Raw genomic sequence first — 18,499 nt, 5'->3', positions numbered from 1 at the left:
CGCATGAAGGAGGAGTTCGTGCAATGATCGATCATACTGGTATCTCGGTTGCGGATTTCGACAAGGCGAAGTCGTTCTACGACGGGGCGTTTGCGCCGCTTGGCGCCTCCCTCCTGATGATGGTGCCGGCCGAGCACACCGGCGGCGTCAAGGTCGGCGGTTACGGTCGCGAACGTCCGGTCTTTTGGTTGCATGAGGCGGCCGCAGGTCCGGGCAGGCACTATGCTTTTACCGCACGCAGCCGCAGCGAAGTCGATGCCTTCTACGACGCAGCTCTTTCTGCCGGCGGCCGCGACAATGGCAAGCCGGGACTGCGCCCGCACTACCACCCGGATTATTATGCCGCCTTCGTCTTCGATCCCGACGGCAACAACATCGAGGCGGTCTGTCATGTGTCGACTTGAGGAGACGTTGCGATGAGTCTCGACAACAGGCCGTATCATACCGGCGGCTGCCAATGTGGTGCCGTGCGTTTCCGCGTCGAGGGCGTTCTCGGCGACGCTTCCGTCTGCCATTGCCGCATGTGCCAGAAGGCGAGCGGAAACTTCTATCTGCCGTTGGTGTCGGTGCGTGGCGCTACCGTCAACTGGACGCGTGGCGAGCGCAAACGCTTCCAGTCGTCCAATTTTGGCTGGCGTGGATTTTGCGGTGATTGCGGCACGCCTCTAACCTATGAGGCGCCCGATGGCATGGCGCTGGCGATTGCTGCCTTCGACGAACCTCAGGGGATCGTGCCGACAATCCAGTGGGGCATCGAGGCTAAGCTGCCCTATGTCGATCAAGTGCCTGAATTGCCGGGGGAGGAGACGTTGGCCGATGCCGACGCCGTGGCATTCCTTGCCGATCTCGTTTCCTACCAGCATCCTGATCATGACACCGAAACCTGGCCCCCGGAGGACGAGAAATGACCGATACAGTGCGAACAGGCGGATGCCAGTGCGGCGCGGTCCGTTTCCGCATTCGGGGACAACTCGGCCGTCCGTCGATCTGCCATTGCCGCATGTGCCAGAAGCAGTTCGGCGCCTTCTTCTCGGCGCTGGTGACAGCGCCGAAGGATGGCGTCGAGTGGACGCGCGACGAGCCGAGCTACTTCCAATCCTCGGTCAATATCGATCGTGGTTTCTGCCCGAAATGCGGCACGCCGATGATCTACCGCCATCCCGGCGGCATGGAAATCGCCATCGGCACGTTCGATGATCGCAGCGATCTGGCCCCGCAGATACAGGTTAATTATGCCTCGCGGCTCCCCTGGGTCGAGACCATCTTCGACCAGCCGGTGCTGACGGATCCGGATTTCTATAGCAGGCAGGAGAGTGTCATTTCCTTCCAGCATCCCGATCACGACACCGAGCAGTGGCACCAACCGGGAGTGTTCCGATGACGATTTCGCGCATCTTTACCGGCGGCTGCCAGTGCGGAGCGATCCGCTACCGCGCCGAAGGCGTGCTGGCGGATGCGCATATCTGTCACTGTCGCATGTGCCAGAAGGCCGCCGGCAATTATTTCATGCCGCTCGCCAACATCGCGCGCGACAATTTCGACATCACCCGCGGGCAACCCTCATGGTTTCGCTCCTCGCATCTGGTGCGCCGCGCCTTCTGCCACGATTGCGGAACGCCGCTCTTCTATGACATGCCGGACGAGGATTTCCTCAACATCGTGCTCGGCTCGCTCGATGATCCAGACGATCTGCCACCGGTTTATCAGTCTGGGGTAGAATCGCGCATGGTTTGGTTCTCGCGGCTTGCGAAGCTTCCCGAAAGGCAGACCGACGACGGCACCGAGCTTTCCGCCACCCGGCACCTGCTCGTGCTCGAAACGAACCGCCAGCATCCCGATTACGATACGGTGCACTGGCCACCGATGAGAGACTGAAGATGACTGCTCAATTGCGTACGCTCTACCCGGAAATCGAACCCCATGCGTCGGGTCACGTCGACGTCGGCGACGGTCATTCGGTCTATTGGGAACGGGTAGGAACGCCAGGCGCAAAACCGGCGGTGTTCCTGCATGGCGGGCCGGGCGGCACGATCTCGCCCAACCATCGCCGGCTGTTCGATCCCAAGCTTTACGACGTGACGCTGTTCGACCAGCGCGGTTGCGGCATGTCGAAGCCGCATGCGGAGATCGAAGCCAACACCACCTGGCACCTCGTCGCCGATATCGAACGTCTGCGCGAGATGGCAGGGGTCGAGAAATGGCTGGTGTTCGGCGGCTCCTGGGGATCGACCCTGGCACTCGCCTATGCGGAAAAGCACCCGGGTCGGGTGACGGAACTGGTGCTGCGCGGCATCTATACCCTGACCAAGGCCGAGCTCGACTGGTACTATCAGTTCGGCGTCTCGGAGATGTTTCCGGACAAATGGGAGCGGTTCATCGCGCCGATCCCGGAGAATGAGCGGCACGAGATGATGCGTGCCTATCACCGGCGCCTGACCAGCGACGACAGGGCGACGCGTTTGGCAGCTGCCCGGAGCTGGAGCATATGGGAAGGTGAGACGATCACGCTGCTTCCGGAACTGTCGACCAGCGGCCGTTTTGAGGAGGACGAGTTTGCCGATGCCTTCGCGCGCATCGAGAACCACTTCTTCGTCAATGCCGGCTGGATGGACGACGGCCAATTGCTGCGGGATGCCCATCGTCTGCATGGCATCCCCGGCGTGATCGTCCAGGGCCGCTACGACATGCCATGCCCGGCAAAATATGCCTGGCAGTTGCACAAGGCCTGGCCCGAGGCTGAGTTCCACCTGATCGAGGGGGCAGGGCACGCCTATTCCGAACCCGGTATCCTCGACCGGTTGATCCGCGCCACTGACAAATTCGCCGGCAAGACCGAATAACGACTGAGCATTATTGGAAACGAGCCATGACCAGGGAACGCATCTACCTCTTCGACACGACGCTACGGGACGGGCAGCAGACGCCCGGCATCGACTTTTCCGTCGAGGACAAGATCGCGATTACCACCCTGCTCGACGATTTCGGCATGGACTATGTCGAAGGCGGCTATCCCGGGGCAAACCCGACCGATACGGAGTTCTTCAAGCGCAAGCGCACGAAGAAGGCCTCCTTCGTCGCCTTCGGCATGACCAAGCGCGCTGGCGTTTCCGCCTCGAACGACCCGGGCCTTGCCGCCCTGCTCGAAGCAAACACCGACGCGATCTGTCTCGTGGCCAAGAGCTGGGATTACCACGTGGCGGTGGCGCTCGGCTGTTCCAACGAGGAAAACCTCGACAACATCCGGGCTTCCGTCGCAGCCGTTGTCGGCGCCGGCCGCGAGGCCATGGTCGACTGCGAGCATTTCTTCGACGGCTACAAGGCGAACCGCGCCTATGCGCTTGCCTGTGCGCAGACTGCCTTCGAAGCGGGCGCACGCTGGATCGTGCTTTGTGATACCAATGGCGGCACCCAGCCGCACGAGGTGCGCGAGATCGTTTCGGCTGTTATCGCCGCCGGTGTGCCCGGCGCCAGTCTCGGCATCCACGCCCATAACGACACGGGGCAGGCGATAGCCAATTCGCTTGCAGCCGTCGAGGCCGGCGTCCGCCAGATACAGGGAACGCTGAACGGCATCGGCGAGCGGTGCGGCAACGCCAATCTGGTGACGCTTATCCCCACCCTCGCGCTGAAAGAGATCTATTCCAGCAGGTTCGAAACGGCGATCGATTCCGACCGCCTGCAGGAACTGACGAAGCTCTCGCATGCTTTCGACGAACTATTGAACCGCTCGCCGGACATGCAGGCGCCCTATGTCGGTGCCTCGGCCTTTGCCACCAAGGCCGGCATTCACGCCTCGGCGCTTCTGAAGGATCCACGCACCTACGAGCACATCGCCCCTGAAAGTGTCGGCAATCTGCGCAAGGTCATGGTGTCCGACCAGGGCGGCAAGGCGAACTTCATCAACGCGCTGAAGCGGCGGGGGATCGTGGTTGGCAAAGACGATCCCAAGCTCGACAAGCTGATCGCGATCGTCAAGGAGCGCGAGGCGACCGGTTATGCCTATGAGGGCGCCGATGCGAGTTTCGCGCTGCTGGCCAGCCGCATCCTCGGGACGGTGCCGGATTTCTTCCACGTCGAAAGCTTCCGGGTGATGGTCGAACGTCGGTTCGACGCCAACGGTCATCTGAAAACCGTGTCGGAAGCGGTCGTCAGGGTCGTCGTCGATGGCGAAACCATGATGTCGGTGGCCGAAGGCCACGGGCCGGTCAATGCGCTCGATCTGGCCCTGCGCAAGGACCTCGGCAAATACCAGTCGGAGATCGAAGACCTGGAGCTTGCGGACTACAAGGTCCGTATCCTCAACGGCGGGACCGAGGCGATCACGCGCGTTCTGATCGAATCGACCGATGGCACGGGCGCGCGCTGGTGGACGGTCGGCGTCTCCGACAACATCATAGATGCCTCGTTCCAGGCGTTGATGGACAGTATCATTTTCAAGCTGTTGAAGAATCGCGACCATGTCGGACTGATCGCCGCCGAGTAAGCGCCTGCTTCAGGTGAGGGAGAGCATAGGCACCCCGCTGGGCGTCGTTGCTCTTGCCTAAAGTATGAGCAAAATTCACCATCCGTTCACGGAAATGAATTGGTGCATTGATGGTCATTGGAGTACGACGCCCCATGGAAGGGTTCGTCGGCCGGTAAGGCTGCACCTTCGATTGCGACCGGAGCGGGCGTCATCGCCAAGACAGCCTCCGGCGACTACATCAGGAAAAATGTCATGGCCGAGCCGAACGCGAAAGTACCCGCAGAAAACACCGATTCCGCCAAGGGCTTCGCCTTTGCGCTCACGGCCTATCTGCTCTGGGGATTCCTGCCTTTCTTCATGAAGGCGATCGCCCATATCCCGGCGCCGGAAGTGGTTGCGCACCGCATCGTCTGGTCGGTTCCGCTCGCGGGCCTCGTGCTGGTGTGGCTTGGGCGCACGGAAGACGTCAAGGTCGCCCTTCGTTCACCGCGCATGTTGCGCATGGCGGCTCTCACTGCCGTGCTCATCACCATCAACTGGGGTATCTATGTCTGGGCGATCGGTGCTGGTCGCGCGATCGAGACGGCGCTCGGCTATTACATCAATCCGCTTTTCTCGATTTTCCTCGGCGCTCTGTTGCTGAAGGAAAAGCCAAGCCCGGCGCAGATGGTGGCGATCGCGCTGGCCGCTGCCGCCGTTGGCGTACTCGCCTTCGATGCCGGCGGTCTGCCCTGGGTGTCGATCGGGCTCTGCCTCTCCTGGGGCTTCTACGCCTTTTTCCGCAAGACGCTGCCGATCGGGCCGAACCAGGGCTTCTTCCTCGAAGTGCTGCTGCTCAGCGTTCCAGCGATCGGCTACATCATCTGGCTCGAGGCGACCGGCCAAGGGCACTTCGGCGACACGGGCATGACTGACGTGCTGTGGCTGATGTCCTGCGGCATTGTCACCGCGATCCCGCTGATGATCTATGCCAATGGCGCCAAGCTGCTGCGGCTGTCGACCATCGGCATCATGCAGTATATCGCGCCGACGATGATCTTCCTGATTGCCGTCTTCGTCTTCCACGAGCCTTTCGGCACCGCAAAGCTGATCGCCTTCGCACTGATCTGGGCCGCATTGGTTATTTATTCCGGCGCCATGCTGGCACAGAGCCGCGCCCGTCGCGCCGAACAGGTCAGCCCGGCCGAATAAGACACTACAGCGCCGCGCGTCGTGTTAGACGCGCAAAGGCCGCTGTAGCACTTTGAATTGCTGCATGTTTTTATCCTTAAATCGAATGTGATTTAAGAAAACATGCAGTAGGCAAGAATGGAAAAAGGCGCGTCCGTCAGGCGCGCCTTTTCTGATTTTGGGGGTGTAACACAGGCCTAAAGGCGGGAGATGATCTCGGCTTCGCCTTCGCGGCCGTTTGCGCCGCTAGCGGCCGCAAGGATCGCCGGCACGATGTCCTCGGCCTTGTCGACGACAAGCGGCTGGACGAGGTGGGCCGTGTGAACGAAGCCTTCAGCGCGCATGTGCTGCAGCAGGTCCAGCATCGGCTTCCAGAAATCGTTCATGTTGCCGAAGACCATCGGCTTGCGGTGACGACCGAGCTGCGCCCAGGTCATGATCTCGACGATCTCTTCCAGCGTGCCGATGCCGCCCGGCAGGGCGACAAAGGCGTCCGCCCGCTCGAACATGGTGTGCTTGCGCTCATGCATGTCGGCGGTGACGATCAGCTCGTTGAGCTGGCCGAGCGAATGGCGCGTCGCTTCCTTGTCCATCAGGAATTCCGGGATGATGCCGGTGACCTCGCCGCCATTGGAAAGCACGCCGCTGGCGACCGCTCCCATGATGCCGCGCGTGCCGCCGCCATAGACCAGACGCAGGCCATGGTCGGCGATCGAGCGGCCGAGCGCGCGGCCGGCTTCCATGTAAATCGGGTCGCGCCCGGGCTGCGAACCACAGTAGACGCAGATGGATCGAATCGTGCTGGTTTCAGTGCTCATCCGGTCAAAAAGCATTGCAGCGCAGCAAGGGTCAAGAAAAATGAGGGGAAAGCTTGGTTCGCGGCGCCTGCAGCAGGGGCGGCTGCTTGTCTGCTACACTAGGAAACGCTAGCAATTTCAGGGATCGATTGAAGAAATTGGGCGGGTAGCTCGCAGTTGCGCTATAATGACCGCGCAAGCCCCGCGCCTTAGGCCGATGAGAGGGCATGCGCGGAGCGTCGCTCCGCTCCTGTGGAGAGTGGCATGATCAAGAACAAGGCCGGCTGGGTGGCCCTTACTGTCCTTGCGGCAGCAACAGCGTTGATGGTTTTTGTAGTTCAACCGAATTTGCGTGACGGCAAGGAAGCCTCGGCCGATGGCACGGCAAACGCTCCGGCCCAAACCGGTGACGCGGCATCGTCGACCGGCGGGCCTCAGCCCACTTCGGACTCGGCGAAGTCCGATGACGCCAGCAAAATGGCGGAGCCGCAACAGGCGGCAAGCGCCGCTGACGCGAAATCACCGGTCGAGGATGCATCTATTCCCGGTTTTGACGTGCTGCGCGTCGAGCCCGATGGTTCGACCGTTGTTGCCGGCCACGCCGCACCCGGTTCCAAGCTGGAAATCCTCAACGGCGCGACGATCGTCGGAACGGCTGATGTCGGCGTGACCGGCGATTTCGCCGCCGTCTTCGACAAGCCGCTTCCGGCCGGGGACTACCAGCTGACCCTGCGCGCGGTCGGCGAAGACGGCGTTGCCAAGAATTCGCAAGAAGTCGCAACGGTTTCCGTTCCAAAGGACCCGACCGGCCAATTGCTTGCCATGGTCTCTAAGCCCGGCACTGCCAGCCGGCTGCTCACCACGCCTGACGCGCTGGCGGGCGTTGCGCAGACGGCTGACGCGCCTGCTTCGCAGCCGGCCGCGGCGACATCCGCCGATGTGGCGTCTGCAACGCCGCAGACGACGAGCGACGCAACGGCGGCAAAGCCAAACGGCGCTGCAGGGCTGCAGGTCACCGCCGTCGAGATCGAGGGCGCCAAGATGTTCGTCGCCGGTAGCGCAAAGCCCGGTGCCGTCGTTCGCATCTACGCGGACGACAAGCTGCTCGGCGAAATGAAGGCGGATGACAAGGGCCACTTTGTCGTAGACGGTCAGATCGACCTTGCGGTCGGCAGCCACATCATCCGTGCAGACATGTTGAGCGAGGACGCAAGCAAGGTCGTCATGCGCGCATCGGTGCCGTTCGACCGCCCGGCCGGTAGCCAGGTCGCAGCTGTTGCCGGCCCGGTTTCGGCCGCCGCGACAGCCGGCCTCGACGGGCTGCGTGCCGAAGCCGGCAAGGCGCTCGCGCTGCTGAAGGGGCTTTTCTCCAATGGCAAGGTGCCGACGGGCGAGCAACTCGCGGCAGCACGCTCAGCAAGCGAATTCGCACTGAAGTCGCTGGCCGATTTCAGGCTCGCCGACAATTCCGATCAGGCGCTCGCAGGCGAGGTCGCCCGGACAGCAAAGGCTGCTGCCGATGCGCTGGCCGTGCTGAAGGAGGCCCCGCAGGATGCCTCAAGTGTCGCTGCGGCCCTAACCAAGGTCGAAGCCTCGGTCGGTGCAATCCTTGCTGAACGCGGCAGTGTCACGCCGGCGGTTGCCAACACCATCGCATCGGGCGAGATCGCCGAGGCTTCCGGCGCGTCGAAGGTCAAGGGTGCCGGCAGCTCGATCACCAATGACGTCGCCGCTGCGCAGCCTTCCATGGCCTCGACTGAAACCCAGGCTCAGCCGGCAACGGTGGAGCAGGCGCCGCTGAAGGAAAGCAAGAGTTCCGTGATCATCCGTCGCGGTGATACGCTCTGGCAGATCTCACGGCGTGTCTATGGCGCGGGTGTTCGCTACACCACGATCTACCTCGCCAACCAGGCACAGATCGAAAACCCCGATCGCATCCGCCCTGGCCAGGTCTTCGGCGTTCCCGATCAGGCACTTTCCGATGAAGAATCGCGCGAAATTCACAAGAAGCACATGAAACACGAGCAATAGGCTGTTCATCGACATCATCGCATTGCGGCAGTGTCGACGGAGACCTATTTGTCAAAGAAGGCGGCGTCTTCAACGAGACGCCGCTTTTCATTGGATGGCGATGATGTGCCCCGATGTCCTTGCCCAAAGGTTCGAGGCGCGGAGCCGCAACTGCGCGACGCCGGTGGATTGGCATGACCGTCCGCCCGGGCGTGCGAAAGAGTGAAGGCGGATCAAGACGTGGCACCTCAGAACCAGACGAAGACGATTTCCGCCGATACGAGCAACCCGTTTCGAACCATCGTCAACCTGTGGCCCTACATGTGGCCTTCAGATCGGGCTGATCTGAAGCTTCGAGTCGTCTGGGCGACGATCATCCTGGTGATTGCCAAGGTCGTCCTCATCCTCGTTCCTTATTTCTTCAAGTGGGCGACGGATGCGCTGAACAACAAGCCGGATGCACTGGGCTTCCTGCCGCAGTTCCTGGGCGGCGCAGTCATGCTGGTGCTTGCCTATAACCTCGCGCGTTTGCTGCAGGCGGGGCTCAACCAGTTGCGCGACGCGCTGTTTGCCAGCGTCGGGCAGCATGCGGTCCGGCAACTCGCCTACAAGACCTTCGTGCATATGCACCAGTTGTCGCTGCGCTTTCATCTCGAGCGACGCACCGGCGGCCTGTCGCGCGTGATCGAGCGCGGCACCAAGGGCATCGAGACCATCGTTCGCTTCACCATTCTGAACAGTGTACCGACGCTGATCGAATTTTTGCTGACCGCCGTGATCTTCTGGTGGGGCTACGGTTTCAGCTACCTGCTGGTCACGGCCATCACCGTCTGGCTCTATATCTGGTTTACGGTCAAGGCGAGCGACTGGCGCATCGCCATCCGCCGCTCCATGAACGACAGCGACACCGACGCCAACACCAAGGCGATCGACTCGCTCTTGAACTTCGAGACCGTCAAGTATTTCGGCAACGAAGAAATGGAAGCCAAGCGCTTCGACAGATCCATGGAGCGCTATGAGAAGGCGGCGACCCAGGTCTGGACCTCGCTCGGCTGGCTCAACTTCGGCCAGGCGATGATCTTTGGCGCTGGCACGGCAGTCATGATGGTCATGTCCGCGCTCGCGGTGCAGCGCGGCGAGCAGACGCTCGGGGACTTCGTCTTCATCAACGCCATGCTGATCCAGCTGGCCATTCCGCTCAATTTCATCGGCTTCGTCTATCGCGAAATCCGCCAGGGGCTGACCGACATCGAACACATGTTCGATCTGCTCGACGTCGAAGCCGAAGTGGTCGACCGCCCGGATGCGCGGCAGCTCGCCATTGCAAACGGCGCCATCGCCTTCAAGGACGTGCACTTTGCCTATGATGCAGCGCGACCGATCCTGAAAGGCATCAGCTTCGAGGTGCCTGCCGGCAAGACCGTTGCCGTCGTCGGCCCGTCGGGGGCCGGCAAGTCGACGCTGTCGCGGCTTCTTTATCGCTTCTACGACGTGCAACAGGGCACGATCACTATCGACGGGCAGGACGTGCGCGGTGTGACACAGAAGAGCCTGCGCGCCGTGATCGGCATGGTGCCGCAGGACACCGTGCTGTTCAACGATACCATCGCCTACAACATCCGCTACGGACGCGTTTCGGCAACCGAGGAGGAGGTTGTCGCTGCGGCTGAGGCGGCACAGATCGCGACCTTCATCCAGTCGCTTCCCGAAGGGTTTCAGGCAATGGTCGGCGAGCGCGGCCTCAAGCTTTCGGGCGGCGAGAAGCAGCGTGTCGCCATCGCCCGTACGATCCTGAAGGCACCGCCGATCCTCATCCTCGATGAGGCAACTTCCGCGCTCGACACGCGCACGGAACAGGAAATCCAGTCGGCGCTCGACGTGGTTTCCCGCAACCGCACGACACTGGTTATCGCCCACCGGCTTTCGACGGTCATCAATGCCGATGAGATCATCGTGCTCAAGGATGGCGTCATCGCCGAGCGCGGCACGCACGGGGAACTGATCGATCGCGACGGACTTTATGCTTCCATGTGGAGCCGCCAGCGCGAGGCGACCCAGGCGGAAGAACAATTGAAGCGTGTGCGCGAGAGCGACGACCTCGGTATCGTCACGCGTGGCGAGCCGGCCCTATGACGGCCATGTCTTGTCGCTGATCGCGACGCGTTTTGTCGCTGTCGGGCGGGCAGCGTTGCCGCGGGCGGCATTTCGCGCTAGGTCACGTTCCACAGCAAATTTGGAGTAGAGTTCATGAGCTTGGTCAATACGGTGCGCAACACGCTGGTCCCGGTGCACAAGGAAGGCTATCGCTTCATCGCGATCTTCTTCGTCGCGTCGCTGGTGCTGGGCTTGCTGTGGGAGCCGCTGATGTGGATCGGCTTCCTGCTCACCGCCTGGTGCGCCTATTTCTTCCGTGACCCCGAGCGCATGACGCCGATCGACGACGATCTGGTGATCAGCCCGGCCGATGGCCGCGTTTCGTCGATTGCCATGGTGACGCCGCCGGAAGAGCTGGGTCTTGGTTCCGAACCGATGCTGCGCATCTCGGTCTTCATGAACGTCTTCAACTGCCACGTGAACCGTGCGCCGATGACCGGCACCATCAGCCGCATCGCCTACCGCGCCGGCAAGTTCGTCAACGCCGAACTCGACAAGGCCAGCCACGAGAACGAACGCAACGGCCTCGTCATCCAGACGAAGCATGGTGAAATCGGCGTCGTACAGATCGCCGGTCTGGTTGCCCGCCGCATCATCTGCTGGAAGTATGAAAACGGCTCGCTCGACGCCGGTGAGCGTTTCGGCCTCATCCGGTTCGGCTCGCGCCTCGACGTTTTCCTGCCTGATGGTGTCGAGCCCCGCGTCAGCCTCGGCCAGACCGCGATTGCCGGTGAAACCGTGCTTGCCGAATTCGGCTCGGCCAAGGGCCCGGTCATCAGCCGTCGCGCATAAGGAGCCCCTATGGAAGGTCCTCAACAGGAAAACCCAGCCGAACCGCCGAAAGTCGCGGGCGAGGCGAACGGTTCAAGCGATACCGGTCGCGGCCCTCGACTGCGCGAGATACCGCTGCGCCTGATGATCCCGAACATGATCACCGTGCTGGCGATCTGCGCAGGTCTCTCCGGCATTCGGCTCGCCTTCGAAAACCGCATCGAGCTCGCCGTTGCCATGGTGTTGCTTGCGGCCTTTCTCGACGGTATCGACGGTCGCGTCGCGCGCCTGCTGAAGGCGACGTCGAACTTCGGCGGCCAGATGGACTCCCTCGCCGATATCATCAACTTCGGCGTGGCGCCGGCGCTCGTTCTCTACGTCTTCATCCTGGATCAGGCCCGCTCGATCGGCTGGATTGCGGCGTTGATCTACGCGATCGCCTGCGGCCTGCGATTGGCCCGCTTCAACGTCATGGCCGAGCGCCAGTCCAAGGCAGCGTGGCAGTCGGAGTATTTCGTCGGCGTGCCTGCGCCGGCGGGTGCCATGCTGGTGCTGCTGCCGGTCTATCTCGGCCTGCTGGGCTTGGCACCTGAGCGCACCTTCGCGCTGATCGCATCGGGCTACACCGTGCTGATTGCCTTCCTGCTGGTCAGCCGTCTGCCGGTCTGGTCGGGCAAGTCGGAAAACAGCCGCGTTCGCCGCGATCTCGTCCTGCCGGTCATTCTCGTCGTCGTCTTTTATGTCGCGACGCTGATGACCTACACCTGGGAGACAATGGCGGTGACGGCGCTTGGCTACCTGATCACGCTGCCGTTCGGCGCGCGCTCGTGGCAGCGCAAGTATGGCGGCGACTGGCCCGCCCATCCCGCCCATGGCGGCGACGGCCTGCCGGGCGACAAGGTCGACTGAAGCATGTCGCAAAAGTGCGCGGCGGTTTTGCGATAACAACATGCGCAAAACGAGAGCTTAAAGCGCGGTAAGCGAATCCTACAGCGCCGCGCATCTTATTAGACGCGCGGCGCTGTAGCGCTTTGAATTGCTGCACATGCAGTAGAGATCGCGGCGCGCATTAACGCTGAATGTCAGCGCAAAATAAAAGGGCCACCGTGGAAACACGGTGGCCTTTTTGATCTCGGCTTTGTGGTGACGTCACTCCGGCAGGCGGTAGTCGACGATCTTCTTTTCGCGAACGATGTAAAGCTTGCCGGTCTCGGTCTGGTCCGGGCCGACCAGTGGCAGAAGCTCCGCCGCGACCTCGGAGGGGTGCGGCACGGTCTCCGGATCTTCACCGGGCATCGCCTGGGCGCGCATCGCGGTGCGGGTTGCGCCCGGATCGACGCTGAGGATGCGCAGCGGTAGTCGCTGTGTCTCTCCGGCCCATGTGCGGGCGAGCGCTTCGACGGCGGCCTTGGAGGCAGAGTAGGGGCCCCAGAACGGCTTGCACTTGTGGGCAGCGCTAGAGGAGAGAATGAGCGCACGTCCGGCATCGGACTTGATGAGCAACGGCTCGAGCGTGCGGATCAGGCGCCAGGTGGCATTGACGTTGATGTTCATCACCTTCTCGAACACCTTGGCCTCGACATGGCCGATCGGCGAGATGGTGCCGAGCACGCCGGCATTGGCGACCATGATGTCGAGTTTGCCCCAGCGCTCGTTGATCGCGCCGCCGAGCTTGTCGATCGCAGCCATGTCGGCGAGATCGAACGGAACGAGCGTTGCCGAGCCGCCGACCGCCTTGATCGCGTCATCCAGCTCTTCGAGGCCACCGACGGTGCGGGCGCAGGCGACGACGTGGGCGCCAGCCTTGGCGAGTTCGAGGGCCGTGAAATAGCCGATACCGCGCGATGCGCCGGTGACGACGGCGACCCGGTCTTTCAAATTGATCGTCATTTTATTGTCTGATTATCCGTTGCTGGCGAGAACCGAGAGTTTGCGGACATTGCTGGCGCCTTCCTGGTCGAGAAGGCGGGTCGGATAGTCCCCGGTGAAATAGTGATCGGTGAACTGCGGCGACTTGAGATCGCGCTTGATGCCGCCCACAGCCTCGTAGAGGCCGTCGATCGACAGGAACTCGAGCGAGTCCGCGCCAATGAAGCGGCACATGGACGCAAGGTCGGCATGCTGGTTGGCGAGCAGCTTGTCGCGGTCCGGCGTGTCGATGCCGTAGAAGTCCGGATGGAAGATCATCGGGCTGGCAACACGCACATGCACTTCGCGTGCACCGGCATCGCGGATCATCTGCACGATCTTGACCGAGGTGGTGCCGCGAACGATCGAATCGTCGACGAGCACGACGCGCTTGCCCTCGATCATCGCGCGGTTCGCCGAGTGCTTCAGCTTGACGCCGAAGGCGCGGATCTGCTGCGTCGGCTCGATGAAGGTCCGGCCGACATAATGGTTGCGGATGATGCCGAGCTCGAAGGGAATGCCGCTCTGCTGTGCGTAGCCGATTGCGGCGGGCGTACCGCCATCGGGAACCGGGACGACGACATCGGCCTCGACAGGGGCTTCCTTGGCCAGGTTCTGGCCCATGTTCTTGCGCGCCACATAGACGTTGCGGCCGCCGACGACCGAATCCGGACGGGCGAAATAGACGTATTCGAACAGGCAGAGCCGCTCCGGTTGCGGAGCCAGCGGCTTGCGCGAATCGATCGAGATCGAGCCGTCGGGCTGGATCTCGCAGATGATGATTTCGCCATTCTCCACGTCGCGCACGAACTTGGCGCCGATGATGTCGAGTGCGCAGGTTTCCGAGCAGAAGATCGGCTTGCCGTCGAGGTCGCCCATGACGAGCGGGCGGATGCCGTGCGGGTCGCGGGCGGCGATCAGCTTGGTGCGTGTCAGCGCCAGCATCGAGTAGCCGCCCTCGACCTGCGCGATCGCATCGGCGAAGCGGTCGGTGGTCGAAGCGTGCTTGGAGCGGGCGATGAGGTGGAGGACAACTTCGGTGTCGGAGGTCGACTGACAGATGGCGCCGTCCGAGATGATCTGGCGGCGCAGCGTCAGGCCGTTGGTGAAGTTGCCGTTATGGGCAATCGCGATGCCGCCTTCATGCAGCTCGGCAAAGAGCGGCTGGACGTTGCGCAGCGCCACTTCGCCTGTCGTCGAGTAGCGCGTGTGGCCGATGGACATGAAGCCCGGGAGCTTCGCGAGCGTTGCGGGATCGGTGTAGTGATCGCCGACGAGACCCATGCGCTTTTCGGTGCAGAACTGCTTGCCGTCGAAGGTGACGATACCGGCGGCCTCCTGGCCGCGATGCTGGAGCGCATGCAGGCCGAGCGCCGTCAGCGCCGCCGCATCCGGGTGCCCCAGGATGCCGAAGACGCCGCACTCTTCGTGCAGGGTATCGCCATCGAGTTCGTCATGGATTTCCGTGGATCTCAGATCGGTCATCACAGTCGCCTTTGCTCCGTGCCGGTGCGCATATCGTGATCAGGCCCGCCGTCTTCAAGCGATCTTAGCTGAAAACGGACACAAGCGTTATTCCCAAAAGGACAAAGCCCGCGCAGCGGGCTTTGTCGGCAGTTCTTCCATGTCTCAGCCGTTGGTGGCCGGGGCGTCGTCAACGGGCGCCTGGTCGGGCGAACCCGACGGTGCCTGTCCGGGCGTGCCGGCCGGGGTCTCGCCTTCGCCTTCGCCGGTCGTGTCCTTGCCGCGCAGGCGGTCGAGGATGGTGGCGTCGGCTTCCTCGGGCAGAAGCGCGATCAGCTTGTTGCCGAGATTGTCGAGAAGCGGCTTGGACTTCGCCTGCGTGACCCAACCCGGCTGCTGCTGCGGAGCGACCAGCCAGTTGAAGAACAGCATGGCGACGACCACGAGCAGGATGCCGCGCGCGGCGCCGAAGAGAAAGCCCAGCGTGCGGTCGAGCGCGCCGATGCGGCTGTCGATGATGAAATCGGCGACGCGCATGGTGATGAAGGAAATGATGATCAGCGCAACCAGGAAGATCACTGCCGCCGAGCCGATCAGCGCGACCGTGTCGCTGCTGGTATACTGCTTGGCATAGGGCAGGAGGTGCGGGTAGAGGAAGTAGGCCGCCGCCGCCGCGCCAACCCAGCTGGCAACCGACAGGACTTCGCGTGAGAAGCCTCGGACCATTGCCAGGATTGCTGAAAACAGCGCGACGCCGAGAACGATACCGTCGAGAATTGTAATGGGCATTTTGTCCTTACTCCGAACCCGGTTCGTCCGGGTCTCCTCAAGCCTATCCGCCGTCGGCCCTGCCTGATGTTCAGGGCATTGTTATGAGCCTGCTCAGAAGGCGTCCCGTGGAGCCGCTTGCAGCACCCGCACCTTCAATCTGCATCCTCTGCCGGTCTCAAGGCGTTTCGCGATCCCGCGATGCGCGCCACCAGATCCGGCAGGCTTTCCAACTCGCTCCACCGGCCATTGCCGTTCTTCGGCAATTCGGTCGAGGCAGCTGGCAGAACAGCCTGCGAGAAACCGAGCTTCTCGGCTTCCTTGAGGCGTTGAGCGGTATGCGCAACCGGCCGGATGGCGCCCGACAAGCTGACTTCGCCGAAATAGACGCAATCAGCCGGAAGGGCAAGCCCGGCAAGCGACGAAACCAGTGCGGAAGCCACAGCCAAGTCGGCGGCAGGCTCGGAAATTCGGTAGCCGCCGGCGATGTTGAGGTAGACGTCGTGCTGCCCGAGCCGCACGCCGCAATGGGCTTCAAGCACCGCAAGGATCATCGAGAGGCGGGCGGAGTCCCAGCCGACGATGGCACGGCGCGGCGTGCCGAGCGAGGTCGGCGCCACCAGCGCCTGCACCTCAACCAGGATCGGCCGTGTTCCCTCCATGCCGGCAAAGACGGCGGCCCCCGGCGATTTTTCGTTGCGCTCGCCGAGGAACAGTTCCGATGGATTGGCGACCTCGCGCAGACCCTTGTCCGACATCTCGAAGACGCCGATCTCGTCCGTCGGCCCGAAGCGGTTCTTCACTGTTCTCAAGATGCGGTAGTGATGGCCGCGGTCGCCTTCGAAATAGAGCACGGCATCGACCATGTGCTCGACCACGCGGGGACCGGCGATCTGGCCTTCCTTGGTGACGTGGCCGACGAGCACGACGGCGGTTCCCGTCTGCTTGGCAAAGCGGATCATCGCCTGCACGCCGGTCCGCACCTGGGTCACCGTGCCGGGCGCCGAATCGACGATGTCGCTCCAGAGTGTCTGGATCGAGTCGATGATGACGAGATCGGGGCGCTTGCCCTCGGCAAGCGTCGCGAGAATGTCCTCGACGTTGGTTTCAGCTGCCAGCAGCACGTCGCTGTCGGCAGCACCCAGCCGTTGGGCGCGAAGGCGCACCTGGGCCACGGCCTCTTCACCCGAGACATAGATGACACGGTGTTTCTGGCGCGCAAGGGCCGCTGCCGCCTGCATCAGCACTGTCGATTTACCGATGCCGGGATCGCCGCCGATGAGGAGGGCAGAGCCGCGAACGAAGCCGCCGCCGGTGGCGCGGTCGAGCTCGGATATCCCGGTCTGGATGCGCGGGGCGTCCTCGATTTCACCCGATAGCGTGGTGAGCGCAACCGGGCGCCCCTTCTTCGGCGCGCGGGACGGGCCGCCGCCGATGCCGGCTGTCGGGTCGTCCTCGATGATCGTGTTCCATTCGCCGCAGCCCTCGCACTTACCGGCCCAGCGGGTATGGATGGTGCCGCAGTTCTGGCAGACGAATTGTGTGCGGGCTTTCGCCATCGGCAACGACTTTCACAGTGCGGAGACTTTCGACGTGCCGTCTGTGGCGGCACTGCCGGTGATCGGAGAATCACTTTTGCCTTCACATAATGCCGCGAAACGCGGAACAAAAGGTGATTTTCGACGACGGACTGTAAAGTATCGGTGCGAAAGCCGGCTCAGACCGCGCCGATATAGTGGCGGTCGTAGCGATGGCCGAGGCTGGTCAGCATCTCATAGCCGATCGTGCCGCCGGCGCGCGCCACGTCGTCCAGTGCGACATGCCGGCCGAACAGCTCGATATAGTCGCCGGCGCGCACCGCGTTTTCCGGCAGGTCGGTGACGTCGAAGAGGCTGAGGTCCATCGTCACCCGGCCGACATGCGGCACCTTCTCGCCGTGCAGAAAGCCGAAGGCGCCCGAAGGCGTCGCCTGGCGCAAGGTCACGCCACCGCCCGAGACGGAGCGGTGATAGCCATCGGCATAACCGACGGCGACGGTGGCGATGCGGCTGTCGCGGTTGAAGCGGGCAGACGCTCCGTAGCTTGCGTGCCCGCCGGCGGCGACGTTGCGTACCTGAATGATGCGGGCTTCTGCCGTCACGACCGGCTTCATCGGATTGGCGACGTCATTGACCGCTTCGCCGCCATAGACGGCGATGCCCGGGCGCGTCAGGTTGAAATGGTAGTCGTCGCCCAGGAACACGCCGCCGGAGTTTGCCAGGCTGGCATCAACGCCTTCGAATGCAGCAGAGGCTTCGCGGAAGCGTTGCAACTGATAACTATTGAGCGGGTTGCCCGGATCGTCGGCGCAGGCGAGGTGGCTCATGATCAGGACCGGCGAGAAGCTCGCCGGGCGGGCCGGATCGTTGGCAAGAGCGACGGCTTCTTCGACCGACAGCCCCAGGCGGTTCATGCCGGTATCGACATGCAACACGCAAGGGTGGTCGCCGCGCTCGGACAGCGCCGCCATGAAAACGGCAAGCTGCTCCTCCGAGTTGATCACCGGCACGAGATCATTGTCGAAGAACAGCACCTCATTGCCGGGCCACATGCCGGCCAGAATGTAGATCCGGCCTTCCGGCACCAGCGGCCGCAGGTCAGCACCTTCTTCCGCATTGGCGACGAAGAAATCGCGGGCACCGGCGGCGTAAAGCGCTGGCGCCGCCTCGTCGATGCCGAGGCCGTAGGCATCCGCCTTCAGCACCGCAGCGGCACGGGCCTTGCCCGAGCGGGCATTCATCGAGCGCCAGTTGTCTGCCAATGCGTTGAGGTCGATCGTGAGCCGGTTGGAGGCGGAGAGGAATTCTGGACTGAGCATGCCTGGCACTCTGCGTGGACGATGAAGGACCAATACAGCCAACCACGCTTGCCCGCAAATGCCGTCCTGTCGGATGGCGGCATTCGGTTGGGCGGCGAGGGCGAAGAGCACTTTTATGCAAGACGCTGGTCGTGG

Annotated in this window: 17 protein-coding genes; 11 read left to right on the top strand and 6 right to left on the bottom strand. The window is 62.8% G+C overall.

Annotated features, from left to right (window positions below; all coding sequences use genetic code 11):
• Positions 1 to 23: 23 nt before the first annotated feature.
• The 7 genes from BKP54_RS05720 (at position 24) to rarD (ending at position 5,656) form a co-directional block, all read left to right on the top strand.
• Positions 24 to 404, top strand: a complete 381-nt coding sequence (locus BKP54_RS05720; RefSeq protein ID WP_025426422.1) for a VOC family protein — start codon at positions 24 to 26, stop codon at positions 402 to 404.
• 12 nt (positions 405 to 416) lie between these two features.
• Positions 417 to 908 carry a GFA family protein gene (locus BKP54_RS05715; RefSeq protein ID WP_025426423.1) on the top strand — a complete coding sequence of 164 codons (492 nt, stop codon included), beginning with the start codon at positions 417 to 419 and terminating at the stop codon, positions 906 to 908.
• Positions 905 to 1,381: a GFA family protein gene (locus BKP54_RS05710; protein WP_025426424.1), complete on the top strand. Its 477-nt coding sequence runs from the start codon at positions 905 to 907 to the stop codon at positions 1,379 to 1,381. Before BKP54_RS05715 ends, BKP54_RS05710 begins: the two co-directional genes overlap by 4 nt.
• A complete protein-coding gene (locus BKP54_RS05705) occupies positions 1,378 to 1,875 on the top strand; it encodes a GFA family protein (protein WP_025426425.1) in 498 nt (165 codons plus the stop codon). Before BKP54_RS05710 ends, BKP54_RS05705 begins: the two co-directional genes overlap by 4 nt.
• Positions 1,876 to 1,877: 2 nt before the next feature.
• Entirely contained in the window at positions 1,878 to 2,840 is a 963-nt protein-coding gene (pip, locus tag BKP54_RS05700) for a prolyl aminopeptidase (RefSeq protein WP_025426426.1), read from the top strand.
• A 26-nt stretch (positions 2,841 to 2,866) separates the two neighbouring features.
• Positions 2,867 to 4,483 carry a citramalate synthase gene (cimA, locus tag BKP54_RS05695; RefSeq protein ID WP_025426427.1) on the top strand — a complete coding sequence of 539 codons (1,617 nt, stop codon included), beginning with the start codon at positions 2,867 to 2,869 and terminating at the stop codon, positions 4,481 to 4,483.
• Positions 4,484 to 4,717: 234 nt separating this feature from the next.
• A complete protein-coding gene (gene rarD, locus BKP54_RS05690) occupies positions 4,718 to 5,656 on the top strand; it encodes an EamA family transporter RarD (protein WP_025426428.1) in 939 nt (312 codons plus the stop codon).
• 176 nt (positions 5,657 to 5,832) lie between these two features.
• On the opposite strand, the gene BKP54_RS05685 is transcribed toward rarD, so the two are convergent.
• Positions 5,833 to 6,453 carry a TIGR00730 family Rossman fold protein gene (locus BKP54_RS05685; RefSeq protein WP_025426429.1) on the bottom strand — a complete coding sequence of 207 codons (621 nt, stop codon included), beginning with the start codon at positions 6,451 to 6,453 and terminating at the stop codon, positions 5,833 to 5,835.
• A 243-nt stretch (positions 6,454 to 6,696) separates the two neighbouring features.
• Here BKP54_RS05685 and BKP54_RS05680 point away from each other — a divergent pair, with 243 nt between their 5' ends.
• The 4 genes from BKP54_RS05680 (at position 6,697) to pssA (ending at position 12,276) form a co-directional block, all read left to right on the top strand.
• A complete protein-coding gene (locus BKP54_RS05680; RefSeq protein WP_025426430.1) occupies positions 6,697 to 8,463 on the top strand; it encodes a LysM peptidoglycan-binding domain-containing protein in 1,767 nt (588 codons plus the stop codon).
• 219 nt (positions 8,464 to 8,682) lie between these two features.
• Positions 8,683 to 10,575 carry an ABC transporter ATP-binding protein/permease gene (locus BKP54_RS05675; RefSeq protein WP_025426431.1) on the top strand — a complete coding sequence of 631 codons (1,893 nt, stop codon included), beginning with the start codon at positions 8,683 to 8,685 and terminating at the stop codon, positions 10,573 to 10,575.
• 114 nt (positions 10,576 to 10,689) lie between these two features.
• Entirely contained in the window at positions 10,690 to 11,388 is a 699-nt protein-coding gene (locus BKP54_RS05670; protein ID WP_025426432.1) for a phosphatidylserine decarboxylase, read from the top strand.
• A gap of 9 nt (positions 11,389 to 11,397) precedes the next feature.
• On the top strand, positions 11,398 to 12,276 hold the full coding sequence (pssA, locus tag BKP54_RS05665) for a CDP-diacylglycerol--serine O-phosphatidyltransferase (RefSeq protein ID WP_025426433.1): 879 nt from the start codon (positions 11,398 to 11,400) through the stop codon (positions 12,274 to 12,276).
• A gap of 240 nt (positions 12,277 to 12,516) precedes the next feature.
• On the opposite strand, the gene BKP54_RS05660 is transcribed toward pssA, so the two are convergent.
• From BKP54_RS05660 to alr, 5 genes are all read right to left on the bottom strand, one after another.
• Entirely contained in the window at positions 12,517 to 13,257 is a 741-nt protein-coding gene (locus tag BKP54_RS05660; RefSeq protein ID WP_025426434.1) for an SDR family NAD(P)-dependent oxidoreductase, read from the bottom strand.
• A 12-nt stretch (positions 13,258 to 13,269) separates the two neighbouring features.
• Positions 13,270 to 14,760: an amidophosphoribosyltransferase gene (gene purF, locus BKP54_RS05655; RefSeq protein WP_025426435.1), complete on the bottom strand. Its 1,491-nt coding sequence runs from the start codon at positions 14,758 to 14,760 to the stop codon at positions 13,270 to 13,272.
• Positions 14,761 to 14,904: 144 nt separating this feature from the next.
• On the bottom strand, positions 14,905 to 15,528 hold the full coding sequence (locus BKP54_RS05650) for a CvpA family protein (RefSeq protein ID WP_025426436.1): 624 nt from the start codon (positions 15,526 to 15,528) through the stop codon (positions 14,905 to 14,907).
• Positions 15,529 to 15,662: 134 nt separating this feature from the next.
• Positions 15,663 to 17,066 carry a DNA repair protein RadA gene (gene radA, locus BKP54_RS05645; protein WP_025426437.1) on the bottom strand — a complete coding sequence of 468 codons (1,404 nt, stop codon included), beginning with the start codon at positions 17,064 to 17,066 and terminating at the stop codon, positions 15,663 to 15,665.
• Positions 17,067 to 17,224: 158 nt separating this feature from the next.
• On the bottom strand, positions 17,225 to 18,364 hold the full coding sequence (gene alr, locus BKP54_RS05640; protein ID WP_025426438.1) for an alanine racemase: 1,140 nt from the start codon (positions 18,362 to 18,364) through the stop codon (positions 17,225 to 17,227).
• Between the last annotated feature and the right edge of the window lie 135 nt (positions 18,365 to 18,499).

Origin of the sequence: Ensifer sp. 1H6 (assembly GCF_001976035.1) — a bacterium.
Lineage (GTDB): Bacteria > Pseudomonadota > Alphaproteobacteria > Rhizobiales > Rhizobiaceae > Ensifer > Ensifer canadensis.
Note: the sequence above shows the minus strand (reverse complement) of the source record. Positions and strands in the feature narration are given on the sequence as shown.